18 protein-coding genes are annotated in these 15,796 nt (G+C 71.1%); 11 read left to right on the top strand and 7 right to left on the bottom strand.

All coding sequences use genetic code 11. The annotated features are described in order from the left end of the window. Positions 1-218: 218 nt before the first annotated feature. From E1J50_RS17050 to E1J50_RS27415, 3 genes are all read left to right on the top strand, one after another. Entirely contained in the window at positions 219-644 is a 426-nt protein-coding gene (locus E1J50_RS17050; protein ID WP_132255039.1) for a flagellar assembly protein FliX, read from the top strand. 245 nt (positions 645-889) lie between these two features. Further along, entirely contained in the window at positions 890-1,309 is a 420-nt protein-coding gene (gene dksA, locus E1J50_RS17045; protein ID WP_132255038.1) for an RNA polymerase-binding protein DksA, read from the top strand. A gap of 194 nt (positions 1,310-1,503) precedes the next feature. Beyond that, on the top strand, positions 1,504-1,680 hold the full coding sequence (locus tag E1J50_RS27415; RefSeq protein WP_165937898.1) for a hypothetical protein: 177 nt from the start codon (positions 1,504-1,506) through the stop codon (positions 1,678-1,680). Positions 1,681-1,688: 8 nt separating this feature from the next. Here the strand turns inward: E1J50_RS27415 and flgH are convergent, their stop codons facing one another. From flgH to flgF, 4 genes are read right to left on the bottom strand one after another with little or no spacing between them, the layout of a single operon-like run. After that, positions 1,689-2,435 (bottom strand): flagellar basal body L-ring protein FlgH, encoded by a 747-nt coding sequence (gene flgH / locus E1J50_RS17040; RefSeq protein ID WP_132255037.1) that lies wholly within the window; start codon positions 2,433-2,435, stop codon positions 1,689-1,691. Positions 2,436-2,464: 29 nt separating this feature from the next. Next, entirely contained in the window at positions 2,465-3,550 is a 1,086-nt protein-coding gene (gene flgA / locus E1J50_RS17035) for a flagellar basal body P-ring formation chaperone FlgA (protein ID WP_132255036.1), read from the bottom strand. 17 nt (positions 3,551-3,567) lie between these two features. Further along, entirely contained in the window at positions 3,568-4,359 is a 792-nt protein-coding gene (flgG, locus tag E1J50_RS17030) for a flagellar basal-body rod protein FlgG (RefSeq protein ID WP_109891304.1), read from the bottom strand. 17 nt (positions 4,360-4,376) lie between these two features. Continuing rightward, entirely contained in the window at positions 4,377-5,117 is a 741-nt protein-coding gene (flgF, locus tag E1J50_RS17025) for a flagellar basal-body rod protein FlgF (RefSeq protein ID WP_132255035.1), read from the bottom strand. A gap of 268 nt (positions 5,118-5,385) precedes the next feature. On the opposite strand from flgF, the gene fliL reads away from it, so the two are divergent. The 5 genes from fliL to E1J50_RS17000 all read left to right on the top strand — a co-directional run bounded on the left by fliL (position 5,386) and on the right by E1J50_RS17000 (position 9,130). Beyond that, positions 5,386-5,898, top strand: a complete 513-nt coding sequence (gene fliL / locus E1J50_RS17020; RefSeq protein WP_132255034.1) for a flagellar basal body-associated protein FliL — start codon at positions 5,386-5,388, stop codon at positions 5,896-5,898. A gap of 18 nt (positions 5,899-5,916) precedes the next feature. Next, on the top strand, positions 5,917-7,137 hold the full coding sequence (fliM, locus tag E1J50_RS17015) for a flagellar motor switch protein FliM (RefSeq protein WP_132255033.1): 1,221 nt from the start codon (positions 5,917-5,919) through the stop codon (positions 7,135-7,137). A gap of 4 nt (positions 7,138-7,141) precedes the next feature. After that, on the top strand, positions 7,142-7,690 hold the full coding sequence (locus E1J50_RS17010; RefSeq protein ID WP_132255032.1) for a DUF6468 domain-containing protein: 549 nt from the start codon (positions 7,142-7,144) through the stop codon (positions 7,688-7,690). Then, positions 7,687-8,556: a MotE family protein gene (locus E1J50_RS17005; protein WP_245516614.1), complete on the top strand. Its 870-nt coding sequence runs from the start codon at positions 7,687-7,689 to the stop codon at positions 8,554-8,556. The genes E1J50_RS17010 and E1J50_RS17005 overlap by 4 nt, the downstream gene beginning before the upstream one ends. Before the next feature lie 82 nt (positions 8,557-8,638). Next, on the top strand, positions 8,639-9,130 hold the full coding sequence (locus E1J50_RS17000) for an AAC(3)-I family aminoglycoside N-acetyltransferase (protein ID WP_132255031.1): 492 nt from the start codon (positions 8,639-8,641) through the stop codon (positions 9,128-9,130). A gap of 50 nt (positions 9,131-9,180) precedes the next feature. Here E1J50_RS17000 and E1J50_RS16995 read toward each other — a convergent pair whose 3' ends face one another. Together E1J50_RS16995 and E1J50_RS16990 are read right to left on the bottom strand one after the other, a co-directional pair. After that, a complete protein-coding gene (locus tag E1J50_RS16995) occupies positions 9,181-9,732 on the bottom strand; it encodes a GNAT family N-acetyltransferase (RefSeq protein ID WP_132255030.1) in 552 nt (183 codons plus the stop codon). A 145-nt stretch (positions 9,733-9,877) separates the two neighbouring features. After that, positions 9,878-11,044: a type III PLP-dependent enzyme gene (locus E1J50_RS16990; protein ID WP_132255029.1), complete on the bottom strand. Its 1,167-nt coding sequence runs from the start codon at positions 11,042-11,044 to the stop codon at positions 9,878-9,880. 684 nt (positions 11,045-11,728) lie between these two features. On the opposite strand from E1J50_RS16990, the gene E1J50_RS16985 reads away from it, so the two are divergent. Together E1J50_RS16985 and E1J50_RS16980 are read left to right on the top strand one after the other, a co-directional pair. Continuing rightward, positions 11,729-13,297: a glucan biosynthesis protein G gene (locus tag E1J50_RS16985; RefSeq protein WP_132255028.1), complete on the top strand. Its 1,569-nt coding sequence runs from the start codon at positions 11,729-11,731 to the stop codon at positions 13,295-13,297. Next, complete coding sequence (locus tag E1J50_RS16980) at positions 13,294-13,797, top strand: GNAT family N-acetyltransferase (protein WP_132255027.1); 504 nt, start codon at positions 13,294-13,296, stop codon at positions 13,795-13,797. Before E1J50_RS16985 ends, E1J50_RS16980 begins: the two co-directional genes overlap by 4 nt. Positions 13,798-13,889: 92 nt before the next feature. Here E1J50_RS16980 and E1J50_RS16975 read toward each other — a convergent pair whose 3' ends face one another. Then, positions 13,890-14,129 (bottom strand): hypothetical protein, encoded by a 240-nt coding sequence (locus E1J50_RS16975; protein ID WP_132255026.1) that lies wholly within the window; start codon positions 14,127-14,129, stop codon positions 13,890-13,892. A 238-nt stretch (positions 14,130-14,367) separates the two neighbouring features. Between E1J50_RS16975 and E1J50_RS16970 the strand changes: the two genes are divergently transcribed. After that, positions 14,368-15,796, top strand: a 1,429-nt coding sequence (locus E1J50_RS16970; RefSeq protein WP_132255025.1) for a lipopolysaccharide biosynthesis protein, incomplete at its 3' end; no start/stop codon positions are given.

Raw genomic sequence — 15,796 nt, 5'->3', positions numbered from 1 at the left:
GTCCTGCCAGGACCATGCCAGAGCCGGGATTTGCGTAAGACTCTGACAAGGAACGAGATTTCTTTCAGAGCCCCGGCGCGCGAGGCCGCCTGCGCACCGGCGCCTCCTGCCGGGCCGGCAGCTTCTGCCGGGTCGTTTACCGACGGTTAACCAACCCGGCACGAGTGTTCCGCCTCAGGCGCCGCCGCGCCCGAAGAACCCGGGATTGAGCTCACCTCATGCGCGTCGACACCCGCCTTGCCGCACAGGGGCCGGCCAGCGTCGCGGCGGGTCGGCGGAGCGAGGGCGGCCGCGCCTTCAGCCTCGGCGGCGCGGCCGAGCCGGGCACGGCGCAGGCTCCGGCGGCCGCCGCGACGCTGGCCGGCCTCGACGCCGTCCTGATGCTGCAGGCCGGGGACGAGCCTCCCTCCGAGCGCCGCCGCCGTCTGGCGCGCCGCGGCCACGACCTCCTCGACGGGCTCGACCGGTTGAAGGTCGCGATCCTCATGGGCCGCGTGCCGGCGCACGAATTGCAGGTCGTCGCCCGACGCTTGGCGGACCGGACCGGCCCGAGCGGAGACCCACGACTCGACGGCCTGATGGCGGAGATCGAGCTCCGGGCGGCGGTCGAGCTCGCCAAGCTCGCTCGGCCGGCGACCGCCTGAGGCGCACGAGACTGGATGATCCGATCCTTAACAAAGGTTAGCCCGATGGCCGAGACGCCCCGAGACTGGTCTTGAGCCCCTCGCGCGGAAACCTCTCACCGTGACGTGATTGCCGCATTGTGCACGGCATCCACGCCTCCGATGCCGCGGAAGGGTCGGCATCCGTTGTAGCGGCGGGGGACCTCGACTATACGGCTCGAAAATTATCGTTGCGGACCGACTATACGGGAAGTGTGAGGGCGACGATGGCGAAGGTGACGCTCGAGGACGGCTACGTTCCGACCGACGACGAGCCCTTCATGAACGAGCGGCAGCGCGAGTACTTCCGGCGCAAGCTGCTCGGCTGGAAGAACGATATCCTGCGCGAGGCGCAGGACACCCTGGTCGCGCTCCAGAGCGAGAACGAGAACCATCCCGATCTCGCCGACCGCGCCTCCTCGGAGACCGACCGCGCGATCGAGCTGCGCGCCCGGGACCGGCAGCGCAAGCTGACCGGCAAGATCGACGCGGCGCTCGCCCGCCTCGAGGACGGCTCCTACGGCTATTGCGAGGAGACGGGCGAGCCGATCTCGCTGAAGCGTCTCGACGCGCGGCCGATTGCCACCCTGTCCCTGGAGGCTCAGGAGCGGCACGAGCGGCGCGAGCGGGTCTATCGCGACGATTGAGCGGTCTCCCATAGCCCGCCCACGCCTCCGCGCGGCTGCCGCCGAGGCGAGCCGGGTGGACAGTATCGCTGAGTTTTTGATCCTAGTTGCGGTGCAACTCTTCGGTTCAGGATCAAAGTCTCGGAAATAGAGCGCCGGAACTTTGCGCTCAGCCGTCCATTTTCGACGCAGAAACCTCCACTGAGGACGTCGAGATGGACAACAACCTGCTGATCATCGTGCTCGCCGTGGCGACACTCGCGATCGTCATCGGTGTCGCGCTGTGGCAGCGCGCGCGGGTGGCGGCGTCGAAGAAGGACCCGCAGCGCTCCGCCTTCACCGAGCAGCACGGCGCCGCGCCGCGCCCGAACAGGCCCGGCACGGAGCACTGAGAGGGCGCTCAGAAGGGCAGCAGGATATCGACGATCTGCTGGCCGTAGCGCGGCTGCTGGACATCCGAGATCTGGCCGCGGCCGCCATAGGCGATCCGGGCCTGGGCGATCTTGGCCGAGTCGATCGTGTTGTCCGACTCGATGTCCTCCGGCCGCACCACGCCCGCCACGATCAGCTCGCGGACCTCGAAGTTCACGCGGATCTCCTGCTTGCCCTCGACCACGAGGTTCCCGTTCGGCAGCACCTGCGTGACGATGGCCGCGATGTTCGTCGTCACCTGCTCGGCCCGCTGGACGGAGCCGGCGCCGTCGCTGGCGCTGGTGGACGTGGCGTTGACGAGCTTGTCCGCGGCGATGCCGGCCGCCTTCGCGTCGTTCTCCAGGCCGAAGGCGTTCGGCAGGCCGAAGCCCTCGGTGTTCGAGCGCGAGCGCTTCGTCTCGTTGTTCAGGTTCGCCTTGTCGGTGACGTTGACCTTCACCGTGACGAGGTCGCCGATCCGCGCCGCGCGCTGATCCTTGAAGAAGGCCCGCGAGCCCGTGCGCCAGAGCGAGTTCGGCGCGTAGGAGACGGGCTGGAGCTCCGGCATCGGCAGCCGCACCGGCTTGTAGCCGGCCTGGGCAGTCGGATCCTCGATCGCCGACAGGGCGGGCCGCTCGCCGACCTGGGACAGGCGGTCGGCCGTGTTGCAGGCGCCGAGGCCGCCCGTGAGGGCGACGAGGGCGGCGAGGGCGATCGGGCGGTTGAGGCAGGGCATCGGACGCTTCACTCGTGGAGAGGGGTCGCTCAGCGGATCGGGGCGGGCAGGGCCGCGCTCGCCTGGCGCTGCGGGGCGGCGGGGCCGACCGAGACGCGGGCGGGCCCGACGACCACGGCCTGGAGGACTTTCTTCGAGGCGACGTTGAGGACGGTGACGGTCGCGCCGAGGCGGCCGGCCTCGTTCGCCTGTCCCCGCATCGTCAGGCTCACGCCCGGCGTCTCGTAGACGATGGAGACCGCCTCGCCGCGGGCGACGAGTTCGGGCGGCGCGGTGTCGCCGACGCGCAGGAGGGTGCCGGCGCCGAGCGCGCGCTGGGCGACTTCGCCGGCGATGGCGGCGAGGTTCGCCTGGGCGTCGACGGGCGTGCTCTCGCGCGGGCGGCGCTCCAGCGTCACGTCGGCGGCGGTGACCGGCTCCCCGTTCCTGATCGCGCGGGCAAGGATGGCGACCTCGCGCATCTCGACGACGAGGCCGGACACGCGCAGGGAAGCCTGCCGCTCCCCGAGGCTGATCAGGCCCGTCACCCGGCGCGAGCGGGGCTCGTAGACCACGTCGAGGGCGGCCGCGGCCCCATTCAGGTCGACGGGAGCGAGCAGCACCGGCGCCTCTCCGTCGAGGCGGATGCTGATCACGCGCGGATCGAGCCCGTGGCCGCTCTCCAGGGTCCGCTTCAGGGCCGCCTCGATCTCCGGCGCCCCGACCCGGCGCGCCGCCCGCTGGATCGCGACCTGCACCCGGCCGCCGGTCTCGACCGGGCCGAGCCCGAGGCCCGCGACCGCATCGAGGATGCGGCGGGTCTGGATCGTCCCGGTGGCGCCCAGGGCCGGCGCGCGGAACAGGGGCTTGCCGGCCATCTCGGCGCCGGCCCCCTCGACGAGGTCGCCGAGGCTCAGCACGTCGCCGCGGGCGGTGACGTCGCCGCGCAGGCGCAGCGTCTCCGCCGCGAAGGCCGGCAGGGTGAAATAGCCGATCGCGAGCAGCGTCAGCAGCATGCCGGTGAGGCGCCCCAGCACCCCGACGGTGAGGCGGGCGGCGCAGAGCGGCGGCCGCTCCTCGAGCGGCGGGATCGCGTCGGTCGGGTCGGAAGCGAGGGATTCGGGGAACACGGTCATCGCGCTCAGGCGTCCTGCTAGCTGCGGAACATCTGGGAGGTGGTGGAGAGCATCTGGTCGGCGGCGGTGACGACCTTCGAGTTCATCTCGTAGGCGCGCTGGGCCGCGATCAGGGACGAGATCTCGGTGACGGCGTTGACGTTCGCCTCCTCGAGATAGGCCTGCTGCAGGTTGCCGAAGCCCTCCGAGCCCGGCAGCCCGTTGATCGCCGGCCCCGAGGCCGCGGTCTCGACGAACAGGTTGTCGCCGATCGATTCGAGGCCGACCTTGTTGACGAAGCGCGAGAGCTGGAACTGGCCGAGCGCCTGCGGCGCGGTCTGGCCGGGCAGCGTCGCCTGCACGGCGCCGGTGGCGCTGATCTGCACCGAGGTCGCGGTGTTCGGCACGGTAACGCCGGGATCGACGAGGTAGCCGTCGCGGGTCACGAGCTGGCCCTGGGCCGACAGGTCGAACGAGCCGTCGCGGGTGTAGGCCGTGCGCCCGTCCGGCATGGTCACCCGGAAATAGCCCTCGCCGCGGACCGCGACGTCGTAATCCTTCTCGGTCGAGGTCAGCGTGCCCTGCGACATGATCCGGGCCGTCGAGACCGTCTTCACGCCGGAGCCGAGGGCGAGGCCCGCCGGGAGCTGCGTGTTCTGGTCGGAGGTCGAGGAGCCGGAGCGGCGCAGGTTCTGGTAGAGCAGGTCCTGGAAATGCGGGGCCTGCCGCTTGTAGCCCGTGGTGCGCAGGTTCGCGATGTTGTTGGAGATGACCTGGACGTTGAGTTCCTGGGCCGCCATTCCGGTGGCGGCGGCGTAGAGGGCGCGCATGGGGGCCTACTCCGGGTTCAGGCGACGTCGGCGAGGCGGCGGATCGCCGTGCCGCGCAGGTCGTCGAGGCGCGAGATCACGCTGGAGACCATCGCGTAGCTGCGGTTGACGTCCATGAGCCGGGTCATCTCGATGACCGGCTTGACGTTGGAGCGCTCCAGCGCTCCGGATTCGAGGCGGCCCGCGATCCCGGCGGGCTGGGGCTGGTCGGCCGAGGAATAGAGGTTCGCGCCCTCGTTCTGCAGGCGCTGCCGGTTCGCGAAGGTGACGAGGCGTATGCGGCCCCGGATGCCGAGATTGGTGGAGACCGTGCCGTCCGGGCCGATCTGAACGCCCGTCTCCTGAGGCCCGATCGCGATCGGGCCGGCCTCGCCCTGGACCGCGTAGCCGTCGCTCGTGACGAGGTTGCCCTGCGCGTCGAACTCGAAGGCGCCGTTGCGGGTGTAGCGCGGCCCCTGCGGCGTCTGCACCGTGAGGAAGGCGTCGCCCCGCACCGCCACGTGGAGCGGGTTTCCCGTCTGCTCGATCGGCCCCTGGCCGAGATCGAGGGTCGTGCCCTGGTCGATCACGTAGGAGAGGCGCCGGTCCGAGGTCTTGAAGGAATCCGCGCTCGCCACCGGCATCAGGTATTCCTGGAAGCGGGTGTTGCGCGCCTTGAAACCGGTGGTCGAGACGTTCGCCATGTTGTTGGCGATCACGTCGAGCTCGCGCTGGAGCGCAACTTGGCTCGAGACACCGACGAAGAGAGCGTTCTGCATCGCTTGGATCCGGATCGGCGCGAGGGGCGCCGTTAACGTTACCCGCATCCGGCGTGCCAAGCCGTGCCGTCGCCGATCCTCTCGCCAGATCAAGGGCTTGCGGGTAGGGCGCTCGCCGGCCGGGTGTGGCAGGAACGCGCCTCCCGGCAAACATCGCCCGGCAGGAATTGCCGGCTTAACCGGCCATTAACCGTACGGGCGAATACCTGAGCTTGGGCCGGACCCCGCACAACCCGCGGTTTCCGGGTCGGAGCTCGGACGACGCGTCATGGCCAAGAAGCCGAAGAAGGCGCCCGCCGAAGGCGAGGGCGGCGAGGCGGAAGCCCCGAAAAGTAAGAAGAAGCTCGTCATCATCGCCGCCGCGGCACTCCTGGCGGTCGGCGGGGGCGGCGGGTTCGTCATGATGAAGAAGCGGGCCGCGGCCCATGCCGAGGCGGAACAGGCCGCCCAGCCCGCGGATGTCCGCAAGACCGCCGTCTTCCTCGACGTGCGCGAGATGGTCCTCAACCTCACCCCCGAGCTCGGCCAGGACAAGGCGCGCTTCGCCAAGCTGCGCATCGCGCTCGAACTGCGCGACGCCAAGGTCGAGGCCGAGGTGAAGCCGCTGATGCCCCGGGTGGAGGATTCGCTGCAGGTCTACATGCGCGAGCTGCGCGCGAGCGACCTCGCCGGGTCGGCCGGGCTCTACCGGCTGCGCGAAGAGCTGCTGCGGCGGGTCAACATCGCGCTGCACCCCGCCCGGGTCGAGGCGGTGCTCTTCAAGGACGTGATCATCCAGTAGCGGATTGTCGTAAGCATCATGGAACCCGACGATCCGACCCTGGAGGAGGACGACTGGTCCGCCGCGCTGCTGGAGCAGAACGGCGAGGGCGGGGGCGACGCGTCGCTCGCCGAGGAATGGGGCGCGGCGCTCGCCGAGCAGGGCACCACCCGCAACGCCAGCGACGTCGCCGCCGAATGGGCGACGATGATCGAGGACGGGGAGAGCGACAACCTCCCCGAACTCGCCGGAAACGACCGCATCCTCAACCAGGAGGAGATTGACGGCGTCCTCGGCTTCTCGCTGCGCGAGCTGTCGGCCTCCGGCGCGGGGGGCGTGCGCGCCATCGTCGATTCGGGCGTCGTCCAGTACGAACGCCTGCCGATGCTGGAGATCGTCTTCGACCGGATGATCCGGTTGCTGTCGACCTCGCTGCGCAACTTCTTCCAGGACAACGTCGAGGTCACCCTCGACAACATCACCTCGGTCCGCTTCGGCGATTACCTCAACGCGATCCCCCTGCCGACCCTGCTCGGGGTGTTCCGGGCGGATGCCTGGGAGAATTCGGGCCTCGTCACGGTCGAGTCGAACCTCGCCTACTCGACCCTCGACCTGCTGCTCGGGGGCAAGCGCGGCGGCTCGTCGAGCCGGCTCGACGGGCGCCCCTTCACGACGATCGAGATGCAGCTCGTGCGCCGCCTCGTCGAGATCATCCTCGGCGACCTGGAGCTCTCCTTCCAGCCGCTCTCGCCGGTGCGGTTCCAGATCGACCGGATCGAGACGAACCCGCGCTTCGCCACCATCACGCGGCCCGCCAACGCCGCCATCCTGATCGGCCTGCGCCTCGACATGGACGGGCGCGGCGGCCTCCTGCAGATCCTGTTCCCCTACGCCACGATCGAGCCGATCCGTGAACTGCTCATGCAGAGCTTCATGGGCGAGAAGCTCGGGCGCGACCACGTCTGGGAAGGCCACCTCGCCACCGAGATCTGGCAGGCCGACGTGGCGATGGAGGCGGTGCTGCACGAGATGATGCTGCCGCTGAAGCGCGTCATGGGCCTCAAGGTCGGCGACACGCTGATGTTCGACGCCAAGCCCTCGGACCTGATCACCGTCCGCTGCGGCGACTGGGCGCTCACGCAGGGGCGGATCGGGCGCGTCGACGACAACATCGCGGTGCAGGTGACGCGGCCCCTGCGCCGCTCGCGCACCACGCTGCAGGCCTTCGAGGCCTCCATGAACAACCGGAACGACGGGTAGCGTCATGAGTCTGCTGATCACGCTGCTCGCGGACATCCTCGTCGCCGTGCTCCTCGTGGCGACGATCCTGACCTCGGTGCGGCTCTCGCGCCGGATCGCGCAGCTGAAGGGCGACGAGACGGCGCTCCGCCAGACGATCGGCGACCTGATGGTGGCGACGAGCAATGCCGAGCGGGCGATCGTCGGCCTGCGGGGGGCGCTGGCCGAGGCCGACCGCACCCTCGCCGAGCGCCTCGGCACCGCGGAGCGCTACGCGGCCGACATCGCCGCGCAGGTCCAGGCGGGCGAGGGCGTGATCGCGCGGATCGGTGCCATCGTCGCCGAGTTCCGGCCGGCGGCCCAGCCCCAGCCCCAGCCCCATACCCAAGCGCAGAGCCACGCGCACGCCCACGCGCAGGCCACTCTCCGGCACGAGCCCGCGCCCGCCGCACCCGTCGTCGCCGCACCCGTGCTGCCCGAGAGCCCGAACGGCGAGCGCCTCGGCGCCGCGGCCGCCGCCGCCCTCGCCATGTCCGAGCGGGCGCTGAGCCGCATCCGGAGCCGCGCCGCATGAGCGACAAGCCCGCCGCCGGCAAAGCGACCCCGGTAAACGCGGCGACACCCGCAAACGCGGCGGCTCCGGCCCTCGCGAAGGCCGTGCGAGCGCGCACGCCCCTCGGCCTCGCGCGCCGGCGCCCGCAGCGCCCCTTCCGCCTGCGCCTGATCGACGCCGTGACGCTCGCCGCCGGCGGGCTCCTCGTGCTGAAGCTCGCCTCGATCGCCACCGATGTCGACAGGCCCGGCGCGGATCTGCCGAGCTTCGCCCGCGTCCTGGCGGAGGCGCGCACGGGCTACGAATTGCCGGACCCGACCACGACGGGATCCGTCGGCGCCAAGGAGCCCGAGAAGGAGAAGCCGGCCGAGCCGCCCCCGCAGGCGCAGCCGCCGATGCCCGAGCCCGTCTCGCCGGCCGAGCGCGCGCTCCTCGAGAAGCTCGGCGCCCGGCGCGATGCCCTGAAGCAGCGCAGCCAGGATCTCGACCTGCGCGAGCAGATGCTGGGCGAGGCCGAGCGCAAGCTCGAGAGCGGCCTCAACGACCTCAAGCAGGCGGAGGACAAGGCCGATACCGGAGGCGCCAAGCGCGCCGAGGCCGAGAAGGCGGGCCTGCGCAACCTCGTCACGATGTACGAGACGATGAAGCCGAAGGACGCCGCCCGCGTCTTCGACCGCCTCAACCACGACGTGCTCGTGCCAATCGTGCTCGCGATGAACCCGCGCAAGATGGCCGAGGTGCTCGCGGTGATGCAGCCCGACGCCGCCGAGAAACTGACCGTGGCCCTCGCCAACCGCGCCCGCGGAACCGCCGGACCGCAGGCCCAGGCGAGTGCCGGCCCGGCCCTGCCGCCGAACGAGTTGCCGGCGATCGAGCCGGGACGCTGATCGTCGAATCCGAGGCCCGGCCGAGCGCGGCGGGGCGTCTTCCGGTCCTTCCGGGACGACCGGGCCTTCGCTACGCTCGGGCATGACTCGTCCACCCGTCGCCTTCCGACGTCTGCGCTCCCAGGACGCCGCCCTGCTGCGGAGGCTGAACGCGGTCTTCGCCGAAGCCTTCGGCGACCGCGAGACGTATCAGGGCGACCCGCCGCCGGACGCCTATCTCCGGGACCTGCTGGCCAGGGACCACGTCATCGCGATCGTGGCCGTGAGGGACGACGAGGTCCTGGGCGGTCTCGTCGCCTACGAGTTCGACAAGTTCGAGCGGATGCGGCGGGAGATCTACATCTACGACCTTGCCGTCGCCGCGCAGCACCGGCGGCAATCCGTGGCGACGGGCCTGATCGAGCATCTGCGGGCAATCGCCGTGCAGCGGGGCGCCTGGGTCGTCTTCGTCCAGGCCGATCACGGCGACGCGCCCGCCATCGCCCTCTACACGAAGCTCGGCGCGCGCGAGGACGTCCTGCATTTCGACATCGCGGTCGGTTCGGGCGCTCCCTCGGCCCGCCTCGCCCCGTAGCGGACGACCGGCGTGCTCCCCCTTAGGGGAGGGGGCGGCCGCCCGTCCTGTCAGGCGGCGCGTCGTCGCGCCTCGGCCGCGACGGCCGGCACGGCCTGCGCCGGAGCGGGGATGCCGGTTGGGCGGACGAGTCCCTCGGCGCCGGCGAGCGCATCCGCCCGCAATGCGAGACCGAGGAAGCGCTCCCGCTCGAACGGGCCGGGCAGCCAGAGGCCCGCGGCAGCCTCCGGCGTGAAGCCGAAGCGCGCGTAATAGGGTGCGTCGCCGACGAGGAGCACGGCGCCGTGGCCGAGCGCCTCCGCCCGGCCGAGGGCGGCGTGCATCATCACCTTGCCGAGGCCCTGACCGTGGATCGCCGGATCGACCGCGAGCGGCCCGAGGAGCAGGGCCGGGCGGGCGGGACCCGCCTCGACGTGCCAGAGGCGCACCGTGCCGACGAGCCGCCCGCGGCGGGTCGCGGTGAGCGCGAGACCGCGCGCGGGCAGCCGTCCCTCGCGCAGGCGCTCGGAGGTCTTGGCGAAGCGGGACGGGCCGAAACAGGCGTCGAGCAGACGCTCGCGGCCTGCGACGTCGCTCGGGTGCTCTTCGCGGATCTCGATCACGGCCGTGGCCTCCCGGCGGTTCTGGGGAGATGCGACAGCCCTCGCACCCGCCTCATTCGCGAGGCCGGCCGTCCGGGACGGTGAGGTTCGGATGGGCGCAGGTGATGCGCTGGAGCCGGGCGGGGTCGCCGCCCGGGTCGAGGCGTCAGATCACGATCTGCTCGAGCGGGGGGAAGCCGTTGAAGGCCACCGCAGCGTAGGTCGTGGTGTAGGCGCCCGCACCCTCGATCAGGACCTTCTCGCCGATCGAGAGGGAGACCGGGAGCGGGTAATGGACCTTCTCGTAGAGGACGTCCGCCGAGTCGCAGGTCGGCCCGGCGAGCACGCAGGGAGCCATGCGGTCCTCGTCGTGGTCGGTCCGGATCGCGTAGCGGATCGACTCGTCCATCGTCTCGGCGAGACCGCCGAACTTGCCGATGTCGAGATAGACCCAGCGCACCTCGTCCTCCGCATCCGACTTCCGCGAGACGAGCACGACCTCGGCCTCGATGATCCCGGCATTGCCGACCATGCCGCGGCCCGGCTCGATGATCGTCTCCGGGATCTGGTTGCCGAAGTGCTTGGTGAGCGCCCGGAAGATCGCGTCGCCGTAGGATTCCACGCCCGGCACCTGCTTCAGGTACTTGGTGGGGAAGCCGCCGCCGAGATTGACCATCGAGAGCCCGATGCCGCGCAGGGCGCATTCGCGGAAGATCATGGAGGCGGAGGCGAGCGCCCCGTCCCAGGCTTCCGTGTTCGCCTGCTGCGAGCCCACATGGAAGGACACGCCGTAGGCGTGGAGCCCCTGACGGTGCGCGTGCTCCAACACGCCGACCGCCATCTCGGGCACGCAGCCGAACTTGCGCGAGAGCGGCCACTCGGCGCCTGCGCCGTCGCAGAGGATGCGGCAGAACACCTTCACCTCGCCGGCCTCGATGCCGGCCGCCTCGGCCGCGCGAGAGATCTTCTCGACCTCGGCCTCGCAATCGACGGCGAAGAGGCGCACGCCGAGCTTGAGGGCACGGCCGATGCAGCGCTCCTTCTTGATGGTGTTGCCGAAGGAGAGGCGGTCCGCCGTGGCGCCGGCGGCGAGCGCCATCTCGATCTCGGCGACGGAGGCCGTGTCGAAGCAGGAGCCCATCTCGGCGAGGAGGCGCAGCACCTCCGGCGCCGGGTTCGCCTTCACCGCGTAGAAGACGCGGGTGTCGGGCAGCGCACGGGCGAAGGCGGTGTAGTTCTCGCGCACCACGTCGAGATCGAGGACCATCACGGGCCCCTCGTCGCGGCCGAGGTCGCGGCGTGCGCGCAGGAAGTCGCGGATGCGATCGGTCATGGACGTCCCCACCACAGGTTCGCAGGCGCCCTCACGCGGGGCGCGATGTCGAATGTCTGGCGGCCGATGAGGGCCGCCGGCGTCAGGGGGCGATGCGTCGCGCGGGCCCGCGTGCTTTGGAGACACGCAAATCCGAGCGGGCGCAGAGCACCCGGAAGCTGCCGTGGATTGGAAGGGGAGACCCCAACCGCACGCCGGGCAAAGAGAAACAAGCCTCTTCGGTGCCGGCCTTTGGAGGGCCGACGAGACCAAAAAAGCCCGTTCGTCGTTGCTTTAAGCTGCGTCCCCCGTGGAGAGCGGGGTTCGCCGGTTTCGCCTCCGGCTGCCGGTTGTTGTCGGGGTCCGGTGTTGCCACCTGGATGCCGGCCGGAGGGAATCCACCCTGTCGACCATCGATCCTTTAAGACCCCTGGCGGCTGTCCGGCAGTTGACCGGATGCCCACCAACCGACACGCGGCCACAGGCACGTGCGAAATTGGGCAGGCGGGATATACGTGCGGCGGACCCCCGTCACAAGGGAAAAACGTGGCCGGGCCGCCGGGAATCCCCGCTCTTTCACCGTTTTGTTGCAGAAACGCCGCGGCCCCCGCCCCCCGGGCTTTCCAAGCGCCGGGGGAGGGCGCATCTGAGCCCCCGGACACACGGCCCGGCTCCGCCGGCCAAGCCGCCAACGCGACGAGGATCATGACCGAGCCCAGCCGCCGCGCCATCGTCACGGGCCTCGCGGCCGCCGCCTTCGCGCCCTCGCCGCCGGCATCGAGCGGGGAGGGGAGGAATCCCAAGCCCTTCGGCTTCGAGGCGGTGGAGGCGAGGGCCCGGGAACTCGCCGCCGCCCCGTTCGACCTGCGCGAGCCGGCGCTCCCGCCGCAACTCGCCAAGCTCGATTACGACGCGTGGCGGGACATCCGCTTCAAGCCGGACAAGGCGTTCCTGAACGCCGCCGACAGTCCCTACCGGTTGCAGCTCTTCCACCCCGGCTTCCTGTTCAAGCGGCCCGTGACCGTGAATCTCGTGCGGCGCGGCGTGGCGACGCCGATCCCCTACCAGGCGAGCCTGTTCGATTTCGGCCGCACGAAGATCGAGAAGCCGCTGCCGGTCGATCTCGGCTTCGCGGGTTTGCGCATCCACACGAACCTGAACAAGCCGAACCTCCTCGACGAGCTGATCGTCTTCCTCGGCGCGAGCTACTACCGCTTCCTCGGGCGCGACCAGCTCTACGGCCTCTCGGCCCGCGGACTCGCGATCGACGTCGAGGGCAGCGCCGGTGCGGAGGAATTCCCGTTCTTCCGCGAGTTCTGGGTCGAGACGCCCGAGGCGCGTTCGGACCCGCTCGTCCTGCACGCGCTCCTCGACAGCCCCTCGCTCGCCGGCGCCTACACCTTCACGGTGCGGCCGGGCGAGGAGTCGAGCGTGTCGGTCCGGGCCTCGCTCCACCCCCGGCGGGAGATCGCCACGATCAGCCTCGCGCCGCTGACCTCGATGTACTTCATCGGCGAGAACGATCGCCAAGCCTCGGACGATTACCGGCCCGAACTGCACGATTCGGACGGGCTCCTGATGGCGGCGGGAACCGGCGAGTGGCTGTGGCGGCCGCTGGACAATCCGAGGGCGCGCCGCATCTCCAGCTTCGCGGATTCCAATCCGAAGGGCTTCGGCCTGCTGCAGCGCGACCGCAGCTTCGAGGATTATCAGGACCTCGAGGCCAGCTATCATCGCCGGCCGAGCTACTTCGTCGAGCCCGAGGGTGCGTGGGGCGAGGGCAGCGTGATGCTGATGGAACTGCCCACCGACAACGAGACGGCCGACAATGTCGTCGCCTTCTGGCGGCCGAAGGCGCCGGCGCGGCCGGGAGAGCCCGTCCGCATCGCGTATCGCGTGCGGGCGATGGGACGGGACGATCTGCACCGCAACGCCCGCGTCGCCAACACCTACGTGGTGGGCGCGGCCGCGAGCGGGGCCGCCCGCGCCAGCGAGGCGGGGCCTGCGCTCACCCGCCGCTTCCTCGTCGATTTCACGGGCGGCGACCTCGCCTACTGGCTGCCCGAACCGGGCGGCGTCGAGGTCGTGGCGACGGCCTCGCCCGGCCGCATCGTCGCGACGTCGCTGGTGCCGAACCCGCACATCAAGGGATTGCGCGCGGCCATCGACGTGCGGTGCGAGGCGGCCGGCGACGCCTCGGAACTGAGGGTCTTTCTCCGCTCGGGCGGGCACGCCCTGTCCGAGACCTGGACCTACACCTGGGTGGCAGCGTGAACACCCTCGCGCCGGCCCGGCACGCGATCGTCGAGGTGCGCCCCGCAGCACGGGACGATCTCGACGCCCTCGTCGCGCTCGAGGACGCCGCCTTCTCCACCGACCGGGCCGAACGCCGCGCCATCCGCCATGCGATCCGCTCGCCGAGCATGACGCTGCTCGTGGCCGTGACCGAGGGCGAGCGGGGCGAGCCGGTCCTCGTCGGCGCCGCGACCCTGGAGCGGCGCAGGGGGTCCCGCCGCGCGCGGCTCTCCTCGATCGCGGTGGCGCCGAGTCGGACGGGGCTCGGCCTCGGCGGTCTGCTGCTCGACGCGGCCGAGGCCGACGCGCGCCGCCACGCCTGCACGCATCTGCGGCTCGAGGTCCGGGCCGACAACAGCGCGGGCATCCGCCTCTACGAGCGTCGCGGCTACCGCAGGTTCGCGGTGAAGCCCGATTACTACGAGGACGGGATGGAGGCGTGGCGCTACGAGAAGGCGCTCGGCGCGGAGACCCCGTAACCGTCGCAGGGGCTCAAACGGAAACGCCCTCTCCCGGCCGGGAGAGGGCGCCTGTCGCAGCCTATTCGCGGCCGCGGGACCGAGAGGATCGGTCAGTCGCAGCTTTCCTTGTGAACCGTCTTGCGGTCGCCGTACTCGTTCTCCTTCGACACCGTCTTCGACGAGCAGCCGTCGGCCCGGTCGCGGGTCTCGACCGTCTTGCGCTCGGTCGACGGCCGGTCGACCACGACCGTGTCCGGCGCATCGCGGCGGATCACCGTGGTCTCGGCGGTGGCGGCCTGCACGCCGAGGAGGCTGAGCAGCGTCGCGGCGGCGAGGATCTGATTGCGCATAAAATCCCTCCAGGGTTGAAACTGCGCAAGCAACGACAACCGTGGCGGGACAGTTCCGGACCGTTCGAACGATCCACACATATGGCGCCAACCCTGCAGTCCCGCTCGGCATCCGGCCGCGTCGGGCGGGTGCGGCCGTCATCTTCGCGCCGGATTAGGGGAATCTTACGCGTCCACCGCTATGGAGCGGCGATGCGTCCCGCCGCGCCGATGCGGGGCATCCGTCCGGGGGGCCATGATGGCCGTGATCGCCGCCTTCGTGCTGAATGCCGGTCTGAACTTCATCCTGGGCCTCGTCATCGCGAAGCTGCTCGGGCCGGCGGATTTCGGGCGCTTCGCCCTCGCCACGGCCGGCGCCATCGTCATCAACACCGTGCTGTTCGAGTGGCTGCGCCTCTCCGCGACCCGGTTCTACTCGGCCCGCGTCCGCGCGAACGAGCCCTGGATCCGCCACGGGCTCGACCGGGCCTACGCCGCGCTCGCGCTCCTTCTGCTCGCCGGCGCCCTGCTCTGCGCCGGGTTCGGCATCGAGGGGGGGCCGGAGAGCCGCGGCGCCCTCCTGGCCGGGACGGCCCTCGCGGCGTTGGGCATCGGCGTGTTCGATTACCACGCGGCGCTCGCCCGCGCCCGGTTCGACGGCGGGCTCTATCTCGGTCTCGTGGCCCTCAAGAACGCGCTCGCCTTCGCCCTGATGGCGGCGACCGCGTGGTACCTGCCGCACCCCTCCTCCGTCCTCGTCGCCTTCGCGATCGGGCAATGCGCCACGGTCTTCCTGCTGCGGGGGCCGCTGCGCGATCCGTCGGTTCCGGTCCAGCGGGTGCGGCTGCGCGAGACGTGGCGGCTGTTCCTGATCTACGGCCTGCCGCTCATCGCCGCCAACGCGATCTATCAGGCGATGCCCTTCTTCAACCGGGCGACCCTCGCCGCGCAGGCGGGCTTCGCGGAGGCCGGCTACTTCGCCCTCGCCGCCGACGTGACCCTGCGCAGCCTCAGCACCCTCGGCACCGCCCTGGACCTGCTCCTGTTCCAGATCGCCGTCCGGGCGGAGGAGCATCACGGCGCCGCCGAGGCGGAGCGGCAGGTGGCCCGCAATGCGGCGACCGTGGTCGCGCTGCTCCTGCCCTGCGCCGTCGGCTTCTGGGCGATCCTGCCGGCGTTGCAGGCGCTGGTGGTGCCGGAGGCCTATCGCGGCCCCTTCGCCATCTACGCGGTTCTCCTTGTCCCGGGCCTGTTCTGCCTCTCGCTGATGCATTTCGCCCTGAACCCGGTCTTCCAGATCCGGCGGAAGACGATGCCCGTCATCGCGGCGGCGTTTCTCGGCCTCGCCGTCAACGGGATCGGCCTGCTCGTGCTGCCGTCCCGCTTCGGGCCGGCTGGCATCGCGCTCGCGCAGACGGCCGGGCTCGGGGCAGCCTTCCTCGGTCTCGCCCTGCGGGCGCTGACGGGACCGAATCGCCTCGTCCTGCCCTGGCGGGAGATCGCAGCGGCGGCAGCGGCCTGCCTCGCCATGGGGCTGGCGCTCGCGCCCTTCCGCGATCTGCCGCCCGCCACCGCGCTGGCGCTCTGCGTGCCGCTCGGCATGGTGCTCTACGGTGCCATCGTCTGGGCCTTCGACATCGCGGGTCTGCGCGGCGCCGTCGAGGATCGCATCCGCGGGCGGCATCCCG

This window comes from Methylobacterium segetis (assembly GCF_004348265.1).
GTDB lineage: Bacteria > Pseudomonadota > Alphaproteobacteria > Rhizobiales > Beijerinckiaceae > Methylobacterium > Methylobacterium segetis.
Note: the sequence above shows the minus strand (reverse complement) of the source record. Positions and strands in the feature narration are given on the sequence as shown.